We start from the raw sequence: 14,075 nt of genomic DNA, 5'->3' as shown, positions 1-14,075 counted from the left end.
CCAATGCATTTCTTCCTGATCTCGCTCGTGCTGCAGATACTCTGCATCGTCCATGTCTTCCGGACCGGACGGAACACCGCATGGATCATGGCGATCGCCTTTCTGCCGATGGTCGGCATCCTCGCTTATTTCATCGTCGAGATACTGCCCGGTCTACCGCGCGATCGGCGAGTGCGCGAGGCGCGGACCAAGATCGCCGACAAGATGGATCCCGAACGTCGCATTCGCGAAGCGCGCGATACCGCTGAGTTCAGCGATACCGCAGGGAACCGGATCGAATTGGGCGACGCGCTGATGGAACGTGGGCGTTATGACGAAGCGCTCGACCAGTTTCGCGCGGCTGAGCGATTGTCACCCCACGCCGACCGGACAATCGGGATGCGGATCGCCGAAGCGGCCTATCTAGCAGGTCGATCAGCCGAGGCGCTCACGGCAATCGACGCCCTGCCCGAGACGATTTCGCGGACCGAGATCGACCGGCGTGCGCTCCTCCGCGCTAAGGTTGCCGAAGCCGATGGGCGGACGGCCGACGCGCTTGCGATCTATCGTGAGATCGTCAACCGCGTGCCGGGCGATGAAATCCGCTGCCGGATCGCGGGTATCCTGATTGCCAAGGGCGACAAAGCGGGTGCGCGGACGGTGCTCAAGGAAGTCGAGCAGCGAATGAAACGCACACCACCAGTAACATTGAAGGCTGAAGCCGAAATGTACGACTGGGTCAAACGGACGCTCGCGGAGCTGCGCTAGACCGGCCACTCGTTGTTGAGGTCGAGAACGATGCCGGCGAGATAGAGCGAGCCGGCGATCAGGACCAGTTCGCGTTCGGGATCGACGTCGAGGTCGTGCAGCGCGTCGGTGACGGAGGCGGCCGCTCTGGCGCCAGCGCCGAAGGCTTGGGCGTCATGATGCTCGTGTCCCGGCACGGGGACGACGGTCAGGCTGGCTAGTTGGCTGGCGAGCGGCGCGATAATCGCCGCGGGGTCCTTGTTCGCCAGCATCCCGGTGACGAGATGGATACGCCGCGGTTCGTCCTCGAATTTTCGGGCGAGAGCGAGACCCGCATCGACATTATGGGCGCCGTCGAGCCAGATTTGGGTTTGCTCGGGGAGCAGCGCGGTGAGCGGGCCTGCGCCGAGGCGCTGCATCCGTGCAGGCCAGAAGGCGGCTGCCACGCCCGCCGCGATGTCGGCATCGCTCGGCTGCGGATCGGGGACGAGGCGCAGCATCGCTATCGCGAGCCCGGCATTCGCCATCTGATGCGCGCCCGTCATGCGGGGACGTAGTGGCTGGGCGATCGAACCCAGTTTCGACGTCCAGCGGAACGTGTCGCCTTCGGGCTCAACCGTCCAGCCCTCGCTCTGCGGAAAGAGTGTCGCGCCGACGTCGGCGACCTTGGCGGCGATGGTGCCCTGGATATGGGGCGGGTAGGCGAGGGTGGCGGCGGGCGTATCGGGCTTGATGATCCCCGCCTTTTCCCACGCGATCCGCATCGCGGGATCGGAGGGCGTCCCGGCTTCGGGGGCGAGGAGGAATGCTTCGTGATCGATGCCGAGCGATGCAATGCCGCAGACGGCAGGCGGCGGGATGATATTCGTCGCGTCGAGGCGGCCGCCGAGCCCGACCTCGATGATGCAGTCGTCGGCGGCGATGCGTGCGAAGGCGAGGAAGGCGGCGGCTGTCGTGACTTCGAAAAAGCTTGCCTGAAGGTCGGCGGCTTCGTCGAGGACTTCCTCGAGCAATGCAGCGAGCAACGCGTCGTCGATCAGCGTTCCGGCGAGGCGGATACGTTCGTTGAAGCGCACGAGATGCGGACTGGTATAGCTGTGAACCCTGCGCCCCTGCGCTTCGAGGATCGCTCGGAGATAGGCGCAGGTCGAACCCTTGCCGTTGGTACCCGCGACATGAAAGGTGCGCGGAAGTTGCAGTTGCGGGTTGCCGAGTCGCGCGCATAGTTCGGCAATGCGCTCGAGCCCGAGGATGTCGCGGCCCGGAGACAAAGCGGCGAGGCGATCAAGCTGGGCCTGCACCGCAGGGTCGGAACTGTGCGCGTGGTCGGCCATGGGGGGCGCTTTGGTTCGGCTCAGGCCGCCTTTTCGGGCGCCAGATAGCCAATCAGGCGGCCGAGCGTTTCGGGCAGTTCCTTGCGGTGCACGACCATGTCGACCATGCCGTGATCGAGCAGATATTCGGCGCGCTGGAACCCTTCGGGCAGCTTTTCGCGGATCGTGTTCTCGATCACGCGCTGGCCCGCGAAGCCGATCAGCGCCTTGGGTTCGCTGATCTGGATATCGCCGAGCATCGCATAGCTGGCGGTGACGCCGCCAGTGGTCGGATCAGTAAGCAGAACGATATAGGGCAAGCCAGCGCGGCGCAGGCGCGCGAGCGCCACCGTGGCGCGCGGCATCTGCATCAGCGATAGCGTGCCTTCCTGCATCCGGGCACCGCCCGCCGCAGTGATCGCGATATAAGGAACGCCGCGCTTGATGGCCTGCTCGACCCCGGCGACAAAGGCCTCGCCCACCGCGACCCCCATCGATCCGCCCATGAAGGCGAAATCCTGCACGCCAATGACTGCGCCTTGGCCCGAGATACGGCCAAACGCATTCTGATAGGCATCGCGGTCGCCGGTCTGTGCACGCGCGGCCTTAATGCGGTCGACATATTTCTTGGTATCGCGGAATTTCAGCGGATCTTCGGGGGCTGGCGGCGCAGCGATCATCTCGTGGATGCCGCCGTCGAAAAGCTGCGCGAAACGCTCCTTCGCGCCGATGCGATCATGATGGTCGCAGCGCGGGCAGACGTTCAGATTGTCTTCCCATTCCTTGACGAACACCATCTGCTGGCACTGGCGGCATTTGTGCCAGAGATTGTCGGCGGTATCGCGTTTCGCCCCGAAGGGCAGCGCGTTGCGAACGCGGTCGAGCCAGCTCATGCGGCGATCTCCTTTGCGCCGTGGATAGCATCGGTGAGGGTGCGGGTGAAAGCCTCGACATGCGACGCCGCAGCGTTGCCATGTTCGGCAATGATGTCGATGAACGCCGATCCGACGACAACGCCGTCGGCAACGCGCGCGATTGCAGCCGCCTGTTCTGGGGTGCGAACGCCGAAGCCCACCGCGACGGGAAGGTCGGTCGCGGCCTTGAGGCGCGCGACGGCTTCGTCGATGCTCGCCTGCGCGGCCTGTTGCTGGCCGGTGATCCCGGCGACCGAGACATAATAGAGGAAGCCGCCCGCGCCGTTTAGCACATCGGGTAGCCGTGCGGCATCGGTCGTAGGCGTCGCGAGGCGGATCAGGTCGACGCCGACGGCGCGGAGCGCCGGGCCGAGTTCGGCATCTTCTTCGGACGGGATGTCGACGCAGATGACGCCGTCTACTCCGGCTTTTGCGCATCCGGCGGCGAACCAGTCGGCGCCGCGGATCGTCATCGGGTTGGCATAGCCCATGAGGACTAGCGGGGTGTCCGGATGGCGCTGGCGAAAGGCGGCGGCGATTGCGAACAGGTCTGCGGTCGTCGTACCCTTGCCGAGACTGCGCAGGTTCGCCGCCTGGATTGCGGGGCCGTCCGCCATCGGGTCGGTGAAGGGCATGCCAAGCTCGATCACATCGGCGCCGCCTGCAACGAGCGCGTCGAGGTTCGCGGCGGTATCGCCGTCACCGCCGGTGATGAAGGCAACGAGAGCGGGATGCGGCTTGGCGAAGGCGGCGGCGAAGCGGGTCATTGGTCTTCACCGTAAAGTGCCTTATGACGCACGATCGAACGGGCAATTATCGCCGCAATCACGACGGACAGTAGGACGTTGCTTGGGGTGAGCGTGGCTTGCCACTGTGAAAAATCTCCGGACCATTGCAGCAACACGCGCAAGATGACCGTTATAATGACTGTCAAAGGAAGTGTGATCGCAAATAACTGCGCAAACTGTTTCCAATTCATAGCGCAACCCCCAGCGCATCCGCGACAGTGAAAATGTCCTTGTCCCCCCGGCCCGAGCAATTGACGATGATGATCTTGTCCTTGCCCAATGTCGGCGCAATCCGTTCGGCGGCGGCGATCGCGTGCGCACTTTCGAGCGCGGGAATGATGCCTTCGAGCTTGGTCAGCTTCTGGAAGCTCGCCAGCGCTTCGGCGTCGGTGACGGGTTCGTAGCGGACGCGGCTGATTTCGTGGAGCCAGCTATGCTCCGGGCCGATGCCCGGATAGTCGAGGCCTGCCGAGATGCTGTGCGCCTCGGTAATCTGGCCGTCCTCGTCCTGCAGCAGATAGGTCTTGTTGCCGTGGAGGATGCCGGGGCGTCCGCCCGCGAGACTGGCGGCGTGCTTGCCGTCCAGACCTTCGCCCGCAGCTTCGACCCCGACGATCTCGACATCGGCGTCGTCGAGGAAGGGATGGAACAGGCCGATGGCGTTCGATCCTCCACCGACGGGAGCGATCAGCATATCGGGAAGGCGGCCTTCGGCTTCGAGAATTTGCGCCTTCGCTTCGTCGCCAATCACCGACTGGAAATCGCGGACCAACTCAGGATAGGGGTGTGGCCCCGCTACGGTACCGATGATGTAGAAAGTGTCGTGAACATTCGCGACCCAATGGCGTAGCGCCTCGTTCATCGCGTCCTTCAGCGTCTTTGCGCCGCTCTCCACCGCAACGACTTCCGCGCCGAGCAGCTTCATGCGGAACACATTCGGCTGCTGCCGCGCGACGTCGACTGCGCCCATGAAGATGGTGCAGGGCAGACCGAAGAGCGCAGCCACGGTCGCGGTCGCAACACCATGCTGGCCGGCGCCGGTTTCGGCGATGATCTTCGTCTTGCCCATGCGTTTGGCGAGCAGGATCTGGCCAATGCAATTGTTGATCTTGTGCGCGCCGGTGTGATTGAGGTCTTCGCGCTTCAAGTAAATCTTGGCGCCGCCGAGATGCGCGGTCAGTCGCTCGGCGAACCAGAGCGGGCTGGGGCGGCCGACATAATGTTTGAGCAGATAGTCGAATTCGGACTTGAACGCCGGGTCGGCTTGCGCCGCGCGATAGTGACGCTCGAGGTCGAGGATCAACGGCATCAGCGTTTCGGCGACATAGCGGCCGCCGAACTGGCCGAAATGGCCTCGTTCGTCGGGGCCGGTGCGAAGACTGTTGGGAAGCTGGGTCATCGACCGGCGGCTTTAAGGAAAGCAGCGATCTTGTCCACATCCTTGACGCCCGGAGCGCTCTCAACCCCCGACGAAACGTCGACGAGCGGCGCGCCGGTTGCAGCGATTGCTTCGGCAACATTGTCCGGGGTGAGCCCGCCTGCGATGCCCCAATCCATCGTGTGGCGATGATTTTTGAGCAGCGACCAGTCGAAGCGCGTGCCCGTCCCGCCGGGCAAGGCAGCGGCGGGCGCATCGAACAGGATGCGGTCGGCGATGCCGTGATATTTCTGCATGCGCTCAAGCGTTCCTGCGTCCTTAAGGCCGACGGCCTTCCAGATTTCGGCAGGCACAAGGCGTTTTACTACGGCGAGCCATTCGGGTGTCTCATTACCGTGAAACTGGATTATGTCGGGGCGCACCATGCCCAGCGCGTCGCCGGTCAGCTTTTGCGAGGCGTTGACAAGCAATAGCGCAACCTTCGCCCGCGACCCGGCGCGCTTGCGCAGTTCCGCCGCGGTCTTGAGGTCGACGTGGCGCTGGCTCGGCTCATAGTGGACAAGACCGATGTGCGTTGCGCCCAGCCGGATGGCGTCATCGACGGCTTGGGGCGTCGTGAGCCCGCAAATCTTCACCAAGGGGGGCATGAAAACCTCGTCAAAGTGTGGCTTCGATCTCGCGCGCGGCGAGATCGGGGTCGGCCGATTGGCTGATCGGGCGGCCGACGACAAGGATCGAGGCGCCGTCGCTCATCGCCTGCGCGGGCGTGACGATCCGTTTCTGATCGCCCGCTTTGCCGTTTGCCGGACGGACGCCGGGGACGACGAAGAAGCCGCCCGGCCAAGCCTTGCGCGCCGCTTTCACTTCCTGCCCCGAGCAGACGATGCCATCAAGCCCGGCTTCGCGCGCCAGCGTGGTCAGGCGCACGACCTGATCATGCGGCGTTCCGCCGACGCCAATGTCTTCGAGGTCGGGCGCGTCGAGGCTGGTGAGCACGGTCACCGCGACAACTTTCGTATTCAGACCGGCTGCCGCCTTCGCCTCTTCGAGCATCGCGCGGCCGCCTGCGGCGTGGACCGTCAGCACCGCCGGCTCGAGCGTGCGAAGCGCTTGAATGGCCTTCGCGACGGTGTTGGGAATGTCGTGGAGTTTGAGGTCGAGGAAGATTGGCAAGCCGAGCTTTGCCATTTCATGCACGCCATGATGCCCGTTGGCGCAAAAAAATTCGAGACCGAGCTTCAGCCCGCCGACATGGCGCCGCACCTTCTGCGCCAGCGTCAGCGCGGCGTCGAGGTGCGTGGTGTCGATGGCGAGATAAAGCGGTGAGGTCATGGTTTGTCCGTGGCGAAGAGATCGGTGGGGGCGGGGGGAATGTCGTTGACCGGCGCGGCGGGTGTGACTTCGACAGGCCGGTTGGCGAGCGCGCGCAGGTCGGAGGCTTGCCGCTCGCTGGCATCGAGGCGGCGTTTCATCGACCAGCGCGTCGTGCGCAGCGCGACCCACATCGGCACGCTGCCGATAAGGAAGGCGGCAAAGATCAGCACGGGCAATTTGGTGTCGAGCACCTGACCCGGCCAGATCGTGACGGTCACCGGAATCCAGTTCGCCATCGCAAAGATAACCAGAATGGCGGTCAACAAGACCCAGATGATCGTTCGCAGGATACCCACTCGTCTTGCTCCTCTGTCGGTCTGACGCCGACCCTATGACAGAATGGCCCGGGTTTCCAGCCCGGGGCTATGCCGCCCCGAACACCCGGTTGAAGATCGTGTCGACATGCTTCATATGATAGCCAAGATCGAACAGCGCGGTCAGTTCGTCGGCCGACAGCTTGGCGGTGACATCGGCATCGCCCTTGAGCAGTTCGAGCAGCGAAAGCTGTCCGTCCGATTCCCACACCTTCATCGCGTTGCGCTGAACGAGGACATAGCTTTCCTCGCGGCTCGCGCCCGCCTGCGTCAGTGCCAGCAACACGCGCTGCGAATGGACGAGACCTCCCATACGGTCGAGATTTTTCTGCATCCGCGCGGGATAGACGAGCAGCTTGTCGATGACGCCGGTCAGGCGGCCGAGCGCGAAGTCGAGCGTGATCGTCGCGTCGGGGCCGATGAAGCGCTCGACTGACGAATGGCTGATGTCGCGCTCATGCCACAGCGCGACATTCTCCATCGCGGGGGTTACGGCGCTGCGCACTACGCGCGCGAGGCCGGTGAGATTTTCGGTCAGGATCGGGTTGCGCTTGTGCGGCATTGCCGACGAACCCTTTTGGCCCGGCGAGAAATATTCCTCGGCCTCGAGCACTTCGGTGCGCTGGAGATGGCGAACCTCGACCGACAGCCGTTCGATCGACGAGGCGACGACGCCGAGCACGGCGAAGAACATCGCATGGCGGTCGCGCGGGATGACTTGCGTCGAGACGGGCTCGATCGCGAGGCCGAGCTTGGCCGCGACATGCGCCTCGACGCGCGGATCGATATTGGCGAAGGTGCCGACCGCGCCCGAGATGGCGCAGGTCGCGATTTCGGCGCGCGCCGCCTGAAGGCGCAGTTTGCAGCGCGAGAATTCGGCATAGGCTTCGGCGAGCTTGAGCCCGAAGGTGACGGGTTCGGCATGGATGCCGTGGCTGCGGCCGATCGTCGGTGTGAGTTTATGCTCATAGGCGCGACGCTTGATCGCTTCGAGCAGGGCATCGACGTCGGCGAGCAATATGTCGGCCGCTTGGGCGAGCTGGACGGCGAGGCAGGTGTCGAGCACGTCGCTCGACGTCATGCCCTGATGCATGAAGCGCGCTTCGTCGCCGACATTCTCGGCAACCCAAGTCAGGAAGGCGATGACGTCGTGCTTGGTCACCGCCTCGATCGCGTCGATCGCGGGGACGTCGATGACGGGGTTCGTGGCCCACCAATCCCAGAGCGCCTTGGCGGCGGATTTGGGCACGGTGCCGAGTTCGGCAAGGGCGTCGGTCGCGTGCGCTTCGATCTCGAACCAGATACGAAACCGATTCTCGGCCGACCAGATTGCGGTCATTTCCGGCCGTGCGTAACGCGGAACCATTGATTTTCCTTCCTTTTTTGGCGCCTTGTCGCGGAATCCCTGCGGAACCACGACGGGCCGCCCCGTAGCAGGGACGGGGCGTTTCGCCAAATGCCGAGGTCGCGCAACTTTGCGGAAAGACGGTGGGTTGCTCCTATGCCCCATCAATAAGGCGACGGGTCGCAACGGCCATCGAAGTCGCCGCTAGAGGAGAATTAGTGTGATTAAACAAGTGCTTTTGATCGGCGCGGCGGCAATCAGCTTTCCCGCTTTGGCTCAAACGACCGCTCCGGCCGAAGAACCGGCTCCGACGACGCAGTCGCAGCCGGCACCGACCGATACCACGGCCCCCGCGCCGGATAGCCAGCCCACGGATGGAACGACGCCGACCGATCAGGCCCCGTCCGAGGATGCGACCCCGAGCGACACGCCCCCTGCGGCCGAGCCGACCCCTCCGGCTGACCAGCCGGCTCCGGACTCCGAGGAAGAACCCAAACCGGAACCGCAGTAATATCTTTCAGACAACAGGAGATGGATCATGTTGAAACAGATGCTTTTGATTGGCGCTGCCGCGATCAGTTTCCCGGCTCTTGCGCAATCGACCCCGCCTGCCGAGCCGGCCTCGCCGCCGACGGCAGCCGAACCGGCTCCCGGTCCGGGGACGACGGCGCCCGCGCCGGCTGATCCGGCAACGGCTCCCGCGCCCGGCGCTTCAACGCCGCCGGCATCGGCTAGCAAACCTGCTCCTTCGGGAGCAGCCGCAACGCCGACCCAGATCGCACAGATCGTCGAACAGGAATTTCCTACCTATGACGGCGACAAGAATGGCGACCTGAACGAAGCAGAATTCGGCGCGTGGATGAAGAAGCTGCGTGCCGCGACCGACCCGAGCGCCGATGTTGAATCGGGCGAGGTAAAGACCTGGATCGGTCAGGCATTCGCATCTGCAGACGGCGACAAGTCGGGCGGTGTGAACAAGGCCGAGCTTACCGGTTTCTTGTCGCGCGGCGCCTAATCGGCGTCCCGCGGAGTGGTGCAGCCGTCGGAGAGATCCGGCGGCTGCATCGCTGTTTGACGCAGATTATTGTGGCTGTTCGACCGCAACGATTGTCAGCCGGTGCTCGATGCCGCCGCGATCGGGCCAATTGATCGACTGACCGACGCTAAGGCCGATTAATCCTGCGCCGACAGGGGTCAGGATCGACATCCGTCCCGCGGCTATGTCCGCTTCGGCAGGATATACGAGGCGTATCGTTCGTTCGGCACCATTCTTGTCATCGACGAAGGTGACGCTCGAACCCATTGTGACGACATCCGAAGGGATGTCAGAGCGATCGCAGATCGCAGCGCGGTCGATTTCATCGAGCAGCAATTCATAGAAGCGTACCGAATCGCGTTGCTGCTGCAGCGTCAGTTCGGTCAAGGCATCGGCTTCGCTGTCGATCATACGGATATGAGGCATCGCTGCCCCGTTTTTCTTGTTCATGGCGCGGACTTTCCGGCTGGCGCGTGACGTTTCGCCACGCGCGGCAATATCTTTTGACGGAAGGTGCCCCGGGCTCGGGGCGGTCGCACCGGAACCCGGGGCTAGATGCCCGCGAGAAGCTGTCCCCCTTGATGGCGGAAACGAAGAAGGCTGCGCCGAATCTGCATGGCTATGATGATGTCGTGGCGGAAGGGGGAAGTCAAATCGGCTAGATGAGCCCCATCGCCCGAAAGCTGCGATAGTCGGAACCACCGATGATGATATGATCGTGAAGCGCAATACCGAGCTTTGCCGCCGCAGATGCAATGTCCCTAGTAATTGCGATATCCTGCCGGCTCGGTTCGGGGCTACCGCTCGGATGGTTGTGGACGAGGATGATCGCGGACGCGCCAAGTTCGAGCGCGCGCTTGATCACCTCGCGGACATAGATTGCCGACTGGTCGATCGAGCCCTCGCTCGCCAGTTCGTCGCGGATGAGCATATTGCGCGAATTGAGATAGAGGACGCGCACGCGTTCGATATCGATCGGTCCCATGTCGGCGCGCAGCCAGTCGAGTAGCGCATCCCAGCTGGAGAGAAGGGGCTTGTCGCGAAATTCGCCTTTCAGCAGGCGCAGCGCCGTTGCCTGAACGATCTTGAGCGCAGCTATGCCGGTGTCGCCAAGCCCGTCGACCCGGCGCAACGACTCGGGATCGGCACTGACCAGCTGCGCCAGCGAACCGAATTCGCGCAGCAGGGTCTTTGCGAGTGGCTTGGTATCGCGGCGGGGAATTGCGAGTGCGAGCAGATATTCGACCAGCTCGTAATCGGCGAGGCCTTCCGCGTCGTCGAGCAGGCGAGCGCGCAGCCGCGAACGGTGACCGACATGATCCGGCGTATCCCCCATGAAGCGGCAATAACCGCCTTGTGACGCGCACTCAACGGGCATAGGGAACGGAAGATGGCGAACCGGATCAATTTCCTGCATCGAAACGGGATTTCCGGCGTTTCTGCCTTGAACAGGTCTGGGGCAGGAGGACGAAATTTATCCGCCATGACGTCATTGGCCGCATTCCATGACTGACGCGGAAGCGGCTCCGGAGCGGCGGTTCAAATATCGGACGCTTCTCTTCAAGAAGCGCTGGCTGACCGCCGGTGCGGTCGTAATCCTGATCGCCGGGGTCTGGATCGCGCGAGAGCCAATCGCCGACGAGTTCATTCGCGATCAGTTCGACAGCCGCGGCGTTCCGGCGCGCTATAGGATCGACCGCATCGGATTTCGTAGCGAGATATTGTCGAACATCGTCATCGGCGATCCGAAACACCCCGACCTGACCGCGAAGCGGATCGAAGTGCTGCTCGGCTATGGCTGGCGCGGTCCTTATGTTTCGGGGATCAACGCCGACGGCGTCAAGCTTTACGGGCGTTTCGTCAACGGGCGTCTGTCGTTCGGCTCGCTTGACAAGTTTCGCGATCCGGAAAGCAAGGACCCCTTTGCCTTGCCGGACCTGTCGGTCGTCCTGCGCGACGCGCGGGCACGGGTCGAAACACCGTGGGGCAATATCGGCGCTGCGCTCAATGGGGGTGGCAATTTGCGCGACGATTTCGCCGGCAGGCTGGCACTGGTCGCGCCGACGATTGCCGGGGCGGGATGCCGTGGCGACGACATCAGCTTTTATGGCGCGGTCCGCGTTCGCAGCGTCCGTCCGCAGCTTGTCGGTCCTTTGCGCGGGCGCTCTCTGCAGTGCGCCGACGGCAATGTGCGTGCAGCATCGCCGCAGATTGCGCTCGACCTGTCGTTGTCGGAAGATCTGCAAAGCTGGAAGGGCAACGTGGACGCGAGCATCGCGAAATTGGTCGCGGGCCCGCTCTCCGCCGACCGCATGGGATTGCTCGCACGGTTCGACGGAACGGCCTTGCTGACGAAAATTGATGCCGACGCCGAGATGGCGCGGTTGCGCGGGGCCGATTTTACGGCCGACGCTGTGAAGCTGGAGGCGAGGGGTAGCGTCGGCAGCGCAGCACCGACATTCGATGGGGAAGTGAGTTTCGCCCGTGCAAGCAGCACCGCCGATTTGCGCCGCTCGCTCGCCGAAAGCGCGCGCGGACTGGCGGGGACGCCGGTCGGCCCGCTGGCGGCGAAGGCGATGGCGGCGTTCAGCCGCGTACTCGCCGACGCCAGCGCCAGCGCGGGTTTCGCGATAGCCGGCGAAGGGCCGACGGCGCGTATTGATCTGATTGCACCCGAGTTGACGAGCGTGAGCGGAGCACGCTTCGCCGGCAGCGCGGACAGCCGCATCGGATATCTTTATGGCGCCGACGAGCCGGCGGTGATTGCGACGGGGAACTGGAGTATCGAGGGCGGCGGCCTGCCCTCGGGAACGTTGCGCCTAGACCGTAGTGCTGAGGGGCGGGTGACGGGGCTCGCTAGCCTTGATGCTTACAGCGCCGAAGGCGCGCGGCTGGCGCTGACGCCGGTTCGGTTCTCGGGTGGCGCCGGCGGTTTGATGCGCTTCGCTACTGCGGCGACGCTGTCGGGGCCGCTGGCGGGCGGGCGCGTCGAGCGGTTGACGGTGCCGCTGAACGGTTATCTGGCCCCGACGGGCGCGCTTGCTTTCGACGGTGGGTGCAGCCGCGTCGCGGCGGAACGGATCGACGTCAGCGGATTTCGGTTCGGGCGCAGCGCGATCGACCTGTGCAGCCGCCCCGGCGCACCGCTGCTGAGCGCGGGCCCCGAAGGGGTGCGCGGCGATATCCGCATTCCCGGCATCGCGCTGCGCGGGACGAGCGGCCGTTCGCCGTTCAGCCTGAAGAGCGGGCCTGCGGATATCGACTTGTCCGCGATGCGTTGGGCGCTGGCGCTGGCCGATATTCGGCTTGGGGAGGGTGAAAGCGTTACCCGCTTCAGCGCGCAAAACCTGAACGGGCGTGCGACTGCTCAGGGAATGGCAGGCGACCTTCGCGGCGCGAGCGGAAAGATCGGGGCGGTGCCGCTCGACATGAGCGAAATCGCGGGGCAATGGCGCTTTGCCGATGGCGCATTGACGCTCGACGGCGGATTGCTGCTCACCGACACCGCGCCCGATCCGCGCTTCTTTCCGCTCGTCAGCAAGGATGCGAATCTGCGCTTTGCAAACGGCGTCATCGAAGCGAAAGCGGGCTTCAGCGAACGGAAGACGGGAACGAAGATCCTCGACACGCTGATCCGGCACCGGCTGGCCGACAGCAGCGGTTCGGCGGACCTGAGCGTCAAGGAACTGCGCTTTAACGAGGCGTTCCAGCCCGACCAGCTCACCAGCCTCGCGCTTGGCGTCGTTGCGAACGTCCGCGGATCGGTCGTCGGCGACGGGCGCATAGAATGGACCGCCGATGGTGTCACGAGCCGCGGCACTTTCGCGACCGCCGATGCCAGTCTGGCGGCGGCGTTCGGTCCGGTCACCGGGCTGACGACGACGATCAGCTTCGACGACCTGATCGGGCTCAGGACCGCACCCGGCCAGATTGCCAAGATCAAGGAAATCAATCCCGGCATTCCTGTCCTCGACGGTGAGATCGAATATCGACTGCTCGGCGACAATCAGGTGCGGGTTGAGGGCGGCAGCTGGCCCTTCGGCGGCGGCAAGCTGCTCCTGCATCCGACAACGCTCGACTTCGGTACAGAAAATGCGCGTCGGCTGTCCTTCGATATCGTCGGCGTTGATGCGGCGGTATTCCTGCAAAGCTTCGGCTTCGAAAATATCAACGCAACGGGGGTGTTCGACGGGACGCTGCCGGTAGAGTTCGACGGGCTCGGCGGGCGCATTGTCAATGGCCGTATCGATTCGCGCGGAGGCGGCGGGACGCTCGCCTATGTCGGCGAATTGTCGAACCGCAATCTCGGGACGATCGCCAATTTTGCCTTTGGCGCGTTGCGCAGCCTCAAATATGACGATCTCACGATCATATTGAACGGGGATCTCGACGGCGAAATGGTGACCGATATCCGCTTTGGCGGCGTGGGGCAGGGCGAGGGGGCGACGCGTAATTTCCTGACCAACCAGGTCGCGAAACTGCCGCTGATCTTCAATGTGAAGATTCGCGCACCATTCCGTCAGTTGCTCACATCGGCGAAGGGCTTCTACGACCCGTCGCTGCTCATCGAACAAAATTTGCCCGCGTTGATGCGTGCACAGGAAGAAGCCGAAGCCGCCGAAAAAGGCGCGCCATCACCCGTTCAGCCTCCAGAAAGCGAGACCATGCGATGAAGATGACCAAGACTGGAGCAAGGAGGCAGGCCATCGATGGCCGGGTTGTTGCCGTAGTGATGGGCGCGTCGGTCCTTGCGGGCTGCGTTCAGATCGATACGCCCGACAAACCGATCGAGATCAATCTGAACATCAACATCCGTCAGGAAGTGGTGTATAGGCTGGATGGCGACGCCAAGAAGCTCATCGAGCAGAATAGCGAGATATTCTGATG

The 14,075-nt window shown here is 63.8% G+C and carries 16 protein-coding genes; 5 read left to right on the top strand and 11 right to left on the bottom strand.

The window, feature by feature from the left end; all coding sequences use genetic code 11:
• Nucleotides 1-3 precede the first annotated feature (3 nt).
• Nucleotides 4-747, top strand: coding sequence for a tetratricopeptide repeat protein (locus BLW56_RS13765; RefSeq protein WP_093511250.1), 744 nt, complete (start codon nucleotides 4-6; stop codon nucleotides 745-747).
• On the opposite strand, the gene BLW56_RS13760 is transcribed toward BLW56_RS13765, so the two are convergent.
• From BLW56_RS13760 to purB, 9 genes are all read right to left on the bottom strand, one after another.
• Complete coding sequence (locus BLW56_RS13760; protein WP_093511249.1) at nucleotides 744-2,060, bottom strand: bifunctional folylpolyglutamate synthase/dihydrofolate synthase; 1,317 nt, start codon at nucleotides 2,058-2,060, stop codon at nucleotides 744-746. The two genes, BLW56_RS13765 and BLW56_RS13760, sit on opposite strands and share 4 nt — an antisense overlap.
• Before the next feature lie 20 nt (nucleotides 2,061-2,080).
• Nucleotides 2,081-2,932, bottom strand: a complete 852-nt coding sequence (accD, locus tag BLW56_RS13755; protein ID WP_093511248.1) for an acetyl-CoA carboxylase, carboxyltransferase subunit beta — start codon at nucleotides 2,930-2,932, stop codon at nucleotides 2,081-2,083.
• Nucleotides 2,929-3,720, bottom strand: a complete 792-nt coding sequence (gene trpA / locus BLW56_RS13750) for a tryptophan synthase subunit alpha (RefSeq protein WP_093511247.1) — start codon at nucleotides 3,718-3,720, stop codon at nucleotides 2,929-2,931. Before trpA ends, accD begins: the two co-directional genes overlap by 4 nt.
• Complete coding sequence (locus BLW56_RS13745) at nucleotides 3,717-3,932, bottom strand: hypothetical protein (protein ID WP_093511246.1); 216 nt, start codon at nucleotides 3,930-3,932, stop codon at nucleotides 3,717-3,719. The genes trpA and BLW56_RS13745 overlap by 4 nt, the downstream gene beginning before the upstream one ends.
• Nucleotides 3,929-5,140, bottom strand: coding sequence for a tryptophan synthase subunit beta (gene trpB, locus BLW56_RS13740; protein WP_093511245.1), 1,212 nt, complete (start codon nucleotides 5,138-5,140; stop codon nucleotides 3,929-3,931). Before trpB ends, BLW56_RS13745 begins: the two co-directional genes overlap by 4 nt.
• A complete protein-coding gene (locus tag BLW56_RS13735; protein ID WP_093511244.1) occupies nucleotides 5,137-5,766 on the bottom strand; it encodes a phosphoribosylanthranilate isomerase in 630 nt (209 codons plus the stop codon). Before BLW56_RS13735 ends, trpB begins: the two co-directional genes overlap by 4 nt.
• A 10-nt stretch (nucleotides 5,767-5,776) precedes the next feature.
• Nucleotides 5,777-6,451: an orotidine-5'-phosphate decarboxylase gene (gene pyrF, locus BLW56_RS13730; RefSeq protein ID WP_093511243.1), complete on the bottom strand. Its 675-nt coding sequence runs from the start codon at nucleotides 6,449-6,451 to the stop codon at nucleotides 5,777-5,779.
• Nucleotides 6,448-6,789 carry a lipopolysaccharide assembly protein LapA domain-containing protein gene (locus tag BLW56_RS13725; RefSeq protein WP_093511242.1) on the bottom strand — a complete coding sequence of 114 codons (342 nt, stop codon included), beginning with the start codon at nucleotides 6,787-6,789 and terminating at the stop codon, nucleotides 6,448-6,450. Before BLW56_RS13725 ends, pyrF begins: the two co-directional genes overlap by 4 nt.
• A gap of 67 nt (nucleotides 6,790-6,856) precedes the next feature.
• Nucleotides 6,857-8,173 carry an adenylosuccinate lyase gene (gene purB, locus BLW56_RS13720; protein WP_093511241.1) on the bottom strand — a complete coding sequence of 439 codons (1,317 nt, stop codon included), beginning with the start codon at nucleotides 8,171-8,173 and terminating at the stop codon, nucleotides 6,857-6,859.
• A gap of 199 nt (nucleotides 8,174-8,372) precedes the next feature.
• Between purB and BLW56_RS20660 the strand changes: the two genes are divergently transcribed.
• Complete coding sequence (locus BLW56_RS20660) at nucleotides 8,373-8,663, top strand: hypothetical protein (RefSeq protein WP_177175971.1); 291 nt, start codon at nucleotides 8,373-8,375, stop codon at nucleotides 8,661-8,663.
• Nucleotides 8,664-8,690: 27 nt separating this feature from the next.
• Nucleotides 8,691-9,167 carry a calcium-binding protein gene (locus BLW56_RS13710; RefSeq protein WP_093511240.1) on the top strand — a complete coding sequence of 159 codons (477 nt, stop codon included), beginning with the start codon at nucleotides 8,691-8,693 and terminating at the stop codon, nucleotides 9,165-9,167.
• 66 nt (nucleotides 9,168-9,233) lie between these two features.
• Here BLW56_RS13710 and rnk read toward each other — a convergent pair whose 3' ends face one another.
• Together rnk and radC are read right to left on the bottom strand one after the other, a co-directional pair.
• Nucleotides 9,234-9,638 (bottom strand): nucleoside diphosphate kinase regulator, encoded by a 405-nt coding sequence (gene rnk, locus BLW56_RS13705; protein ID WP_256203469.1) that lies wholly within the window; start codon nucleotides 9,636-9,638, stop codon nucleotides 9,234-9,236.
• A 208-nt stretch (nucleotides 9,639-9,846) separates the two neighbouring features.
• Nucleotides 9,847-10,524 carry a RadC family protein gene (gene radC, locus BLW56_RS13700; protein ID WP_093511238.1) on the bottom strand — a complete coding sequence of 226 codons (678 nt, stop codon included), beginning with the start codon at nucleotides 10,522-10,524 and terminating at the stop codon, nucleotides 9,847-9,849.
• Nucleotides 10,525-10,693: 169 nt separating this feature from the next.
• On the opposite strand from radC, the gene BLW56_RS13695 reads away from it, so the two are divergent.
• Together BLW56_RS13695 and BLW56_RS13690 are read left to right on the top strand one after the other, a co-directional pair.
• Nucleotides 10,694-13,861 (top strand): YdbH domain-containing protein, encoded by a 3,168-nt coding sequence (locus tag BLW56_RS13695; RefSeq protein ID WP_093511237.1) that lies wholly within the window; start codon nucleotides 10,694-10,696, stop codon nucleotides 13,859-13,861.
• Nucleotides 13,858-14,073: a YnbE family lipoprotein gene (locus tag BLW56_RS13690; RefSeq protein ID WP_256203468.1), complete on the top strand. Its 216-nt coding sequence runs from the start codon at nucleotides 13,858-13,860 to the stop codon at nucleotides 14,071-14,073. Before BLW56_RS13695 ends, BLW56_RS13690 begins: the two co-directional genes overlap by 4 nt.
• The last annotated feature ends 2 nt before the right edge of the window (nucleotides 14,074-14,075 follow it).

It is taken from the genome of Sphingopyxis sp. YR583 (genome assembly GCF_900108295.1).
Lineage (GTDB): Bacteria > Pseudomonadota > Alphaproteobacteria > Sphingomonadales > Sphingomonadaceae > Sphingopyxis.
The sequence above is the reverse complement of the archived record's forward strand: the minus strand, read 5'-3'. Positions and strand labels throughout refer to the sequence as shown.

Excerpts from the sequence above, each read along its gene's own strand:
- BLW56_RS13765 (WP_093511250.1), top strand. The coding sequence starts at position 4 with ATGCATTTCTTCCTGATCTCGCTCGTGCTGCAGATACTCTGCATCGTC.
- BLW56_RS13760 (WP_093511249.1), bottom strand. The coding sequence starts at position 2,060 with ATGGCCGACCACGCGCACAGTTCCGACCCTGCGGTGCAGGCCCAGCTT.
- accD (WP_093511248.1), bottom strand. The coding sequence starts at position 2,932 with ATGAGCTGGCTCGACCGCGTTCGCAACGCGCTGCCCTTCGGGGCGAAA.
- trpA (WP_093511247.1), bottom strand. The coding sequence starts at position 3,720 with ATGACCCGCTTCGCCGCCGCCTTCGCCAAGCCGCATCCCGCTCTCGTT.
- BLW56_RS13745 (WP_093511246.1), bottom strand. The coding sequence starts at position 3,932 with ATGAATTGGAAACAGTTTGCGCAGTTATTTGCGATCACACTTCCTTTG.
- trpB (WP_093511245.1), bottom strand. The coding sequence starts at position 5,140 with ATGACCCAGCTTCCCAACAGTCTTCGCACCGGCCCCGACGAACGAGGC.
- BLW56_RS13735 (WP_093511244.1), bottom strand. The coding sequence starts at position 5,766 with ATGCCCCCCTTGGTGAAGATTTGCGGGCTCACGACGCCCCAAGCCGTC.
- pyrF (WP_093511243.1), bottom strand. The coding sequence starts at position 6,451 with ATGACCTCACCGCTTTATCTCGCCATCGACACCACGCACCTCGACGCC.
- purB (WP_093511241.1), bottom strand. The coding sequence starts at position 8,173 with ATGGTTCCGCGTTACGCACGGCCGGAAATGACCGCAATCTGGTCGGCC.
- BLW56_RS13710 (WP_093511240.1), top strand. The coding sequence starts at position 8,691 with ATGTTGAAACAGATGCTTTTGATTGGCGCTGCCGCGATCAGTTTCCCG.
- rnk (WP_256203469.1), bottom strand. The coding sequence starts at position 9,638 with ATGAACAAGAAAAACGGGGCAGCGATGCCTCATATCCGTATGATCGAC.
- radC (WP_093511238.1), bottom strand. The coding sequence starts at position 10,524 with ATGGGGGATACGCCGGATCATGTCGGTCACCGTTCGCGGCTGCGCGCT.
- BLW56_RS13695 (WP_093511237.1), top strand. The coding sequence starts at position 10,694 with ATGACTGACGCGGAAGCGGCTCCGGAGCGGCGGTTCAAATATCGGACG.
- BLW56_RS13690 (WP_256203468.1), top strand. The coding sequence starts at position 13,858 with ATGAAGATGACCAAGACTGGAGCAAGGAGGCAGGCCATCGATGGCCGG.